7 protein-coding genes and 4 pseudogenes are annotated in these 9,174 nt (G+C 68.7%); 5 read left to right on the forward strand and 6 right to left on the reverse strand.

Going from position 1 to position 9,174, the window contains the following annotated elements; all coding sequences use genetic code 11:
- Positions 1-305 (forward strand): hypothetical protein (locus ACFQ7F_RS43795; protein WP_383284666.1); only part of this gene is annotated, 305 nt, incomplete at its 5' end.
- A gap of 206 nt (positions 306-511) precedes the next feature.
- Here the strand turns inward: ACFQ7F_RS43795 and ACFQ7F_RS43800 are convergent.
- Positions 512-979: a MarR family winged helix-turn-helix transcriptional regulator gene (locus tag ACFQ7F_RS43800; RefSeq protein ID WP_383284648.1), complete on the reverse strand. Its 468-nt coding sequence runs from the start codon at positions 977-979 to the stop codon at positions 512-514.
- A 103-nt stretch (positions 980-1,082) separates the two neighbouring features.
- Between ACFQ7F_RS43800 and ACFQ7F_RS43805 the strand changes: the two genes are divergently transcribed.
- From ACFQ7F_RS43805 to ACFQ7F_RS43815, 3 genes and pseudogenes are all read left to right on the forward strand, one after another.
- A complete protein-coding gene (locus ACFQ7F_RS43805) occupies positions 1,083-2,297 on the forward strand; it encodes an amidohydrolase family protein (protein WP_383284651.1) in 1,215 nt (404 codons plus the stop codon).
- 287 nt (positions 2,298-2,584) lie between these two features.
- Positions 2,585-2,767: pseudogene (locus tag ACFQ7F_RS43810) on the forward strand (transposase); the annotation flags it as partial.
- Positions 2,768-2,922: 155 nt separating this feature from the next.
- Positions 2,923-3,704: pseudogene (locus ACFQ7F_RS43815) on the forward strand (TSUP family transporter).
- 79 nt (positions 3,705-3,783) lie between these two features.
- On the opposite strand, the pseudogene ACFQ7F_RS43820 reads toward ACFQ7F_RS43815, so the two are convergent.
- The 3 genes and pseudogenes from ACFQ7F_RS43820 to ACFQ7F_RS43830 form a co-directional block, all read right to left on the reverse strand.
- Positions 3,784-3,966 (reverse strand): annotated as a pseudogene (locus ACFQ7F_RS43820) (hypothetical protein); the annotation flags it as partial.
- Positions 3,967-4,074: 108 nt separating this feature from the next.
- Entirely contained in the window at positions 4,075-4,449 is a 375-nt protein-coding gene (locus tag ACFQ7F_RS43825) for a fic family toxin-antitoxin system, toxin component (RefSeq protein ID WP_383284654.1), read from the reverse strand.
- Entirely contained in the window at positions 4,446-4,700 is a 255-nt protein-coding gene (locus tag ACFQ7F_RS43830) for a plasmid mobilization protein (protein WP_383284657.1), read from the reverse strand. Before ACFQ7F_RS43830 ends, ACFQ7F_RS43825 begins: the two co-directional genes overlap by 4 nt.
- Before the next feature lie 176 nt (positions 4,701-4,876).
- Between ACFQ7F_RS43830 and ACFQ7F_RS43835 the strand changes: the two are divergent.
- Positions 4,877-5,193: pseudogene (locus ACFQ7F_RS43835) on the forward strand (hypothetical protein); the annotation flags it as partial.
- Positions 5,194-5,614: 421 nt separating this feature from the next.
- Here the strand turns inward: ACFQ7F_RS43835 and ACFQ7F_RS43840 are convergent.
- A complete protein-coding gene (locus tag ACFQ7F_RS43840) occupies positions 5,615-5,917 on the reverse strand; it encodes a hypothetical protein (RefSeq protein ID WP_383284660.1) in 303 nt (100 codons plus the stop codon).
- A gap of 272 nt (positions 5,918-6,189) precedes the next feature.
- Positions 6,190-9,000, reverse strand: coding sequence for a BTAD domain-containing putative transcriptional regulator (locus ACFQ7F_RS43845; protein ID WP_383284663.1), 2,811 nt, complete (start codon positions 8,998-9,000; stop codon positions 6,190-6,192).
- Between the last annotated feature and the right edge of the window lie 174 nt (positions 9,001-9,174).

A 9,174-nucleotide genomic window follows, 5' to 3' on the forward strand; every position in this document is an offset into this window, starting at 1 on the left:
AAGCTGTGGGAGCTGCGTTCGTACGAGCAGGTCATCAAGCTGGAGCAGGACCGCCTGATCTACCAGGCACGCCTCCAGGCCCGCTTCGGCCGCAAGTTCTGCACGGCCCAATCGTCATCACAGGCGCCTACAGCGACAACGTTGAGCTGGGACCGCTGCCCGATGAGTTTGCTGCACAGGTGCGCACCGCTGCGGCCGCCATCTGCGAAACGATGCAGTCCTGGCAGGAGCGATCCCCTGACTCAGCCGACTCGGCGATCGCGCAGATCCTTGCCTCCCTGCAGAGCGACATGACGTCGGCATGATGCGCAGCGGACCACAAGGTCGGTCTGAACCCGTGATTGCGCCGCTGTGAGTTGCCGCCAACTTGAAGTCGCAGGTCAAGGGGCTGGTGTGATCGCTTCTCAGGTTCTCACCCCGCTCACGGGCGACTGTCGGATCGGTAGATCGTCCGTCGGCGCGATCGATGCCTGGGCTCCTGGCCGTGCTTCGGTGTCGGGGTGCTGCTCGTTCAGTCGCGGCTTGTGGCCTGTTTCCTGGACCAGGCAGTGGCGTCAGCTCCGTATCGAGCCAAGAGGCGTGCGAACTGGATCCGCTCCTCCGGTGACCAGGCGGCGGTGATCTCCTGGAACGCTTTGCGCTGTTCAGTGGCGAAGCGGTTGCGTTCAGCCTCGCCGTGCTCGGTGACTTCGAGCACCGTGCGGCGTCCGTCGGACTGGGACGCCGTCCGGCGCAGCAGCCCTTCCTCTATACAGGCGGCGACGGTCCGGCTGGCCACCGGCTGGGCGACGCCCATCTCGGCAGCGAGGCCACCGACGGTCGTCTCGCCCGGCGCATCGGCGATCACATTGAGTACGAGGTTGCGGGACAGGTCCTTGTTCGATGCCGGTGCGCGTCGCCGCAGACGGGACAGTGCCGGGCCGATCTGGGCCAGTGCCATCTCGTCGGAAGACTGCTCGGAGAAAGACGCGCTGCTCATGTGGCCGAGTCTAGGCCCGATCCGCACATTTGCATACCACTAGACAAGTGCATAGCATTAGGTATGTAAATCTTGGACGAGTGAGGAAACGAGGCGGACTGCTATGACGCTCACAGCGATCACCAATGCGCAGATCTTCGACGGAGAGAAGACCGTAGGCGTGCGGACCGTGGTCATCGACGGCGGGAGGATCGCCCGCATCGGTGGCGACGCTCCCGAGGGCAGCGAGATCGTCGACGGCGGCGGCGCCACACTGCTGCCCGGACTCATCGATGCCCATGTCCACTCCGCTCCCGGTTCCCTGGCGCTCGCCCTGCGGTTCGGGGTGACAACCGAACTGGAGATGCAGGGTATGAACACCCGGGAGAACCGGGGGCTGATCACCGACGATGACACTCTGGCTGACGTGCGCTCTTCCGGCTTTGCCATCACACCGCCCGGTGGTCACCCCAGTGAGCTGATGCCCGAAGGCTTCCGGCCGAAGTGGGACCTCCCGCCGGTGATGCCCCTGATGCCGTTCTCCAGCACCCCCGAGGAAGCAGCAGCCTTCGTCCCCCAACTCCTCGCCCGGGGATCCGACTTCATCAAGTTCATGATCGACGACGGCAGCGTGGAGGGACACCCCGGGCTGCCCGCGCTCGACCAGGCCACCGTCAACGCCGGGGTCGCCGAAGCCAAGAAGTGCGGCGCCCTGACCGTGGCCCACGCGCTGACCGTGGAGGCCACCAGGATGGCCGCCGAAGCTGGCATCGACGGCGTGACCCACGTCTTCATGGACCAGCCGCACACCGCCGAGATCATCGGCGTGATCAAGGACGCGGGTATGTTCGTCATCCCCTGCATCACTCTCAACGCCTCGATGATGGGAATCACCGGCAGCGAACTCGCCGACGACCCCCGGGTCGCCGCACGCCTCGACAGCAAGTGGGACCAGACCCTGCGCTCCAGCTACAACCGCTACCCGCAGGGCAAACTCCACGACGTGTACGACACCGTGCGCGCGCTGGACGCCGTCGGCGTCGACGTGCTGGCCGGCACCGACGTCTCCATGCCCGAAACATTCTTCGGGGGCCTGGCACACGGAGCGAGCCTCCACCACGAACTGCAGTACCTGGTAGCGGCCGGCCTCACCCCCGCACGGGCCCTGCGCGCAGCCACAGCGACCACAGCCCGCCGCTTCCACCTCAGCGACCGCGGCCGCATCGCCGAGGGACTCCGCGCCGACCTTCTGCTGGTCGACGGCGACCCAGTCAGCAACATCGGCGACACCCTCAACACCCGCGCCATCTGGCGCCGCGGCACCCGCCTGGCGGCATAACCGCAGCACTTCCCCTTGAGGGAAAGACTCACCTGTCCGGTTCTTGCCCGCCGCGGTGTGATGTCTCAGCTGAGGGATGTCCCGCATTTGATCTTCCGGAGCAGAGGCATGAGTCGGGGCCTGGGCTGGCGATTACACGTTTGGGGTTGATGACTGTTGCCCATCCTTACGTCAATGCAGGTTGACGCACTCTTTCTGTCAACATAGGTTGACGGGATGGGTAATCAAACACTGCTTGCCTGCGGGATGGCCGCTGGCCCGCTCTTCACCATCGCGTACCTACTGGAAGGCGCCAGCCGCGCGGCTCTGGCCTGGGCATTTTCCGTTACGTCGTCGAACGTACGATCGCCTGGCTGCATGGCTTCCGCCGTCTTCGCATCCGCTGGGAACGGCGCGACGACATCCACGAAGCATTCCTCAGCCTCGCTGCCTGCCTGATCACTCACCGACACGTCCAACAACTTTGTTAGCGACTTCTAGAAGGCCGTGTCTGAGCAAGAGGCGTGCGGCTGCAAGCCGTGCCGCACCTGCTGCTCATGAACATCTCGTTGCAGGTCCGCGCCCGCCCGGCTCGGTGCGCCGATACTGACCCGGCGACAGAGCCAGGGCGAGGGCGCGGGCAGCGGTGGAGTGGACGGTCTGGATAGGGTTCGCGGCGGGCCTGCTGATCTCGACGGTGGCCGCGCCGACGGGTGTCTCTGGAGCGGTCTTTCTCCTCCCCGTCCAGCTCAGCGTCCTCGGGGTACCCAGTCCTGCGGTCACGCCGACGAACTTGCTGTTCAATGTGGTGGCCGGGCCAGGGGCATTATGGCGTTACCGCCGCAACGGCGCTCTGCGCGGCGCCTCGTGGCCTGGACGCTCCCCAGCGTGGTCGCCGGCGCCGCCGTCCGTGTCTTCCCCCTCCTTGGCCCTGGCGTCTTCCGCGCCTTGATCGCTGCACTCCTGTTGCCCTTGGGCGCCTGGCTGTTCCTACGCACCCTGCGCCCGACCTGCCGCCGGGCGGGCTCGGAAGCCAGCGAGCCGTCAGCGCCCGCGCTGGCCGCGCTCGCTCTGGCCGTCGGACTGGTCGGCGGGATGATCTACGGGATCGGCGGCGGCTCCCTGCTCGGCCCCCTCCTCGCCGCACGCGGAATACCCATGGCCCGTCTCGCACCGGCCACGCTCGCCGCGACCTTCATTACCTCGCTCGCCGGAGCCGCCGCGTACGCTGTGCTGGCCGCGGTGAGCTCCGGGCCCGTCGCACCCGGCTGGTGGCTCGGCCTGGTCTGCGGCCTTGGAGGTCTACTCGGCGGCTACCTTGGCTCTCGGCTCCAACCACACCTGCCCGAGACCGCGCTTCGTCTCCTGCTCGGCGCCCTCGCCGCTGCCCTCGGGGCGCTGTACGCCGCCCAGGCTCTGGCGAGCTGAGCGGCGCGACCGGCGGTGCCCGCGCGGGGCGTACGAGATGACCGCCATCCCGGCGAGACAGAGCCAAGGCCCAGGGCTGCGGGTTTCGCCTGTGCGGGGCCAACTGATCGTAGAATTCCCCGAGATGGCCCGACACCTGCTCCGATGCAACCGCAGAAGCTGGGCCCAAGGCGAGTGTTGCCGTATGGCATGCCTGCTCAAGTTTGCCCAGGTCCAACTGCGTACGTGCTAGCCAGAACGTATGGAATGCACGGCCACGCCGTATCGGTTCGGCATCAGGTGCCCGAAGCTGTAGAGCGGATCTGCTCTACCCCAAGGCAGCGCCCCGGGAGGCCGTGTGCACCACAGCTCCTTGAGGGGCCGCTGCCGCTCAGTTCTGCGTCCAGGAGCGGATTTCGGCGGCCGCGCTGCGTACGTCCAGGGCATCGCGGTCGATGCGTTCGGCCAGGTCGGCGGCCGCCTTGGCGCCGACGGTGACAAACAGTCCCGACGCGCTCAGGTAGGAGGCGGCAACGACGGCGGCGAACAGCTTGTTGCGTGCCTCCAGCGCGGGGACGCGCACCAGCTGGTGCATGAGGGCCGCGGCCCGGTGGTGCGGCTCGGCGTAGACATAGACGTCCATCACCTTGTCGGTGTGGCGGGCGACGGCAGCCTGCAGGCTGCCGAAGTCGGTCACTTGCGGGTCTGCAGGCAGGCTGCGGTGGGCCAGATCCAGGAGCCAGGCCCGGTCGATGTGCACGATCACGCGGCGTGGCCCGCCTTGCGGGCGGGGGCAGCACCTTGGCTGTCGGCGCCGAAACGCTCCTCGAAGTGGTCGGCCCACTCGCCGGTGAAGTGATCGCCCGCGACGAGGAAACGGTGGCGCAGATCGTTGGCCTCGTCGGCGAGCAGCTGGCGGGCGTACTCGTTGACTTCCATCCCGGCGGCCGCCGCGCGTTCCTCGATGCCGGAGTACACGGCTTCGTCGACTCTCACGTTGATCTGCTTCTTCGCCATACCTCCCATCGTAGCAACGCGTACAGGACGCTACACAGCACTCTGTCGGATCCTCTGACATCACCGGACCGACCGGCACAGCCGCCCGCCCGGCCCGCCTCGCCCGTCGCCTTCGTCGTGGAGCCCGGTTTGGACTCGTGCCTTCGGGGCCGATATGGCTCGTGGCACCTGCCCTGATGATCGGGGGGTGCTGTCGCCGGTCCCGGGCGGCGCCCGCCTCGGGCCGACGACACCAGCGCCGGGCGCTTGCTGCCATCCCGATCGCGTGGATCGTTGCGGTGTCCGTGATCGACGTTCTTGCGCCGCCCGACATTCATCTGGGGCCGCTGCTCGTCGCGGCGCCGGCGATCACACCGTCGTTCGGCGGGCCCCTGGGCGGTGGGACTGGTGGCTGCGGGCCAACCACGAGGCACAGATCATCGCCCTGATGCTGGTCGGCACAAGCCTCGTGATCTTCTGCGTACTGCGGGAGCGTCGCGCCAACGAGCTGACCCACCCAACACGGTAAAGACCCGACCACGCCACCAACACCCGCAAAGGCATTCTCCCAGCTCAACCCGTCCCCCCCCGAGGAGATCTGCACCCTCCCTCGCTCACTGAGTCGTCGGTTTGCCGCCGCAGCGGCGGACTCCGAAAGACCTGGCGGCTGCGGACCGGGACCGGCATGCCGTCCACGGTCCACAGCCGCTCGGCCGACTCCTGCGTGAGCAGCGGACCGAGCCGCTGAACAGCGGGGTTACCGGCCCCGTCGTGCGCGGCAGCACACGGCTACCGGCAGCATCCGGTCAGTCGGCGGAAGCCGCCATGGGTGGCGTCATCCGCAGCCCAGTGAACGCGCCCGTCTGCATCCGCTCGGTCCGCAACTCCAGGACAGCGTGCGGGAGATGTTCTGCTCGCGGGCTTTTACCACGCCCTCAGTACCACAGGTACAGGTGGTACTTGAACTTCCCGTCAGTGCCGAGGCCGGGTTCGCACTCCCAGGTCCACGAGGGGTTCCGATTCACCCAGTACCACCCTCGGGTCTCGCACTCCCCACGGGTCCGGTGACTGCTGTAGAAGTGCCGGCTCTCCTGCGCGCTCCGGCCGTCAAGAACACTCTTCGTACCGGCAGGAGCAGCGGGCGACGCGGCGGTAGCCGCCTGGGCAGGTGCGGCCATGAGACCCAGTCCTACGGTGGCTCCGAGAGCGAGCCCTGCGATCATCTTGCGGATGTCCATCTCTATCCCTTCCTCCAGCGAAGGCCCTGGCGGGACAGCCTCGGCCTTCGCACTTGTTCGACGGCCACCACCTTGCTCACGCGGCCTTGCCCGAATCTTGGAGGAACCTTGAATCAGCCGATCAGAGCACCATCCGCACAGAACATGCAGGCGACTTGCCGCACACCGCGTTCCGGTCTTGAGCCGCTTGGTCAGCTCGACGCGGCACAGCTCTGCGGTCCGCCGCGCCGCCCTGCACTCCGCACCGGTGGTGAGCGGCAGTTGAACGGTCATCAGTCCCGCAGCCGGGCCAGTATCTGTTCCGCCTGTGCGGTGCGTTTCTGTTCCTGGTACAGCGCCAGGGCCTGCTCCCAGGCTGCGCGGGCGGCAGCGAGGCTGCCCATGACCTGATGAGTTTCGGCAAGATTGGCGAGGGTGTCCGCCTCGTTGGAAAAGTCCGCGTACTCGCGGAAGAGGGGCAGGGCCCGCTCGTAGTACTCGACCGCCTGCGGGTGCCGGCCGGTGCGATGGGCGATGTAGCCGAGACTGTCGAGGGTGGAGGCGGCGTCGCCGGGACGCCCGTGTTCGTCGTACAGGCGCAGCGCCTGCTCGCAATGAGTACGCGCCTGCGGATAGCGGCCGAGCTGGGCGTGCATCCAGCCCACGGCGTTGAGCTGGTTGGCCTGCCAGACCGGATTGTCCAGTTGCTGGTAGAGGGCGAGGGCGCGCAATGCATGCTCCAGCGCGCGCTCGTCGTCGCCGTACTGCTCCCAGACCCGGCCGAGGGTGCGGCAGATGTGCGCCTGGCCCGCGATGTCGTCGGTGCGTTCGGACAGGGTGAGGGCGGCACCGAGATGGTGCAGGGCCTCGCTGTGGTCGCCCGTCAGCGAGTGGGCGTGTCCGTACCGCCAGTGGGCCAGGGCTCTGGGGGCAGGAGCGTCGCCATGGCGCTCGGCCGCGGTCAAGGCGGCCCGCCAGACCGTGAAGTATTCCGTCAGGTGGTAACCGGACTGGTGGTACGAGATGAGGGACCAGGCCAGTTGCCACACCCGGGGGTGACGGCCGGTGGCCAGGGCCAGGGACTGGACGGCGAGGAGGCAGACATGTTCCTCGTCGAACCACTGGAGCGCGGCCGTGGTGTCCGCCGGGCTCAACGGGCCGCACCCGGGCGCCAGCGTCTCGATCCTGCTCGCGAACGGCGTGTGCGGGCCGTCCAGGAGTTCGTTGGCCGCGTAAGCGGTGTGCGCGTAGAAGTCGACGAACCGGGTCAGGGCGGCCTCCCTGTCCTGGCCGGGCAGTCGATGGGCGAGTTCGGCGGCGTACAGGCGCACCAGGTCGTGCATTCCGTAGCGTCCGGGGCGGTCCTGCCGCACCAGGTGGGCGGACTCCAGTTCCGTCAGCAGAGCTCTGACCCGGGCCGGGGAAGATGCGGCGAGACTCGCCACTGCGGCCAGGCTGATGTCCGGCCCGGGAGCCAGGCCCAGGAGGACGAACAGGGTGCCGGCCGACGAGGTGAGCGCGCGGTGCGAGGCGGCGAAGGCCGCCCGCAGGCTGACGGTGAGATCACCTCCATCTAGCGCGTCGAGGCGGTCGGTGGCCTGGTTCAGTTCCCCGGCCAGGACGGCGAGCGGGAAGTCCGGGTGGGTGGCGGCGCGAGCGGCCACGATCCCCAGGGCCAGCGGGAGCCCCGCGCAGTGGTCCACCAGCGCGGCCACGGACTCCGGCTCGGCGGCGGCCCGGCGTGTGCCGAGATGGCTGACCAACAGGTGATGCGCCTCGTCCCGGCCGAGGGCGTCGAGCGGCAGCAGCTGGGCCCCGTGCGTCGCCACCAGCGCGGTCAGACGGCTGCGGCTGGTGATCAGCACGGTGCACGAAGGGCTGCCCGGCAGCAGCGGCCGGACCTGGTCGGCGTCGCGGGCATCGTCCAGGACGATCAGCATGCGCCGTCCGGTGAGCAGGCTCCGGTACTGCGCGGCCTGCGCGTCCGGGTCCGCCGGGATGCTGTCCGGGGCAGCGCGCAGCGCATCGAGGAAGGCGCGTACCACGAGGGCGGCGGGCATCGGCTGCTCGGCCGGGTCGAAACCGCGCAGGTTCGCGTACAGCTGTCCGTCCGGGAACCGGTGCGCGTTCTCGTGCGCCCAGCGCAGAGCCAGCCAGCTCTTGCCGATGCCACCGATGCCACCGATTGCCGAGATCACCACGGTCTCGCCCGGACCGCCCTCGGCGTCCGTCGAAGCCTCCAACGCCGCCGTCAGCTGGTGCAGTTCCTTGACGCGACCGGCAAAGACCGCAGGCGGTGCCGGAAGTTGACGAGGCACGGGCCGCGGCGAGGCGGCCGTCGGCAAGAGGTGCGACGACGCCAGTGCGGGGTCGGCCTCGAGGATCCGCTGGTGCAGGTCCCGCAACGGCGCCCCGGGGTCCACGCCGAGCTCCTCGGCGAGCCGTTCCCGGGTGCACCGGTAATGGCTCAACGCATCGGCCGCCCGCCCGGACTGATACAGGGCGAGCATCAGCTGACCGGCCAGCCGCTCGTCCAGGGGGTGCGCCTCGGCCCGCGGCGTCAGGTCGGCCAGCAGCTCGCCGTGACGGCCCTGGAGCAGCGCGAGGTCGGTTCGGTCCAGTTCGGCCGCGAGCCGCTCACGGGCCAGCGTCTCGCGCAGCGTGCTGAACCAGGGCGTGTCCAGGGTGGCGAACGGCTCGGCCCGCCACAGGCCGAGCGCTTCCTCGAACATGGCTACGGCATGCTCGCCGCCCTCCGTGGTCCTAGCCCGCGCCACCAGGTCCCGGAACCGGTGCAGGTCCACCGCTGAGGCGTCGACGGTGAGCTGGTAACCGCCCGGCTCCTTCACGATCCGTACCCCGGCGCCCTCGAGGCAGCTCAGCGCCTGCCGCAATCGGGACAGGTAGCTGTACAGGGTGGAACGGAACCGCCGCGGGGGCCGGTCCGCCCAGATACGGTCGGCCAGTTGATCCACCGAGACGGTGCGGTTGGCGTCGACCAGTAACGCCGCCAGTACACCGCGCTGCCTCATGTGCCCGATGTCGAGCGGCTGGTCGCCGACCTGGACCTCGATGTCACCCAGCACCGCGAACCGCACCGTCACCGTACCGAACCTCCTGCTTCCACGGCCCCCCTTCCGGCCCCGTCCCGTCGTCGAGCCGGACCGGACGGCGTCCTGCCGAGCCCGCTCACCACCCTGACCTGCCCGTTCAAGGTCTGTCCAAGGTTTGACCACAGTCGGCCGGAAACAGTGGTCGAGGCGGTGCCCGCACGGGGG

This window comes from Streptomyces sp. NPDC056486, assembly GCF_042795295.1.
In the GTDB taxonomy this organism is placed as follows: domain Bacteria; phylum Actinomycetota; class Actinomycetes; order Streptomycetales; family Streptomycetaceae; genus Streptomyces.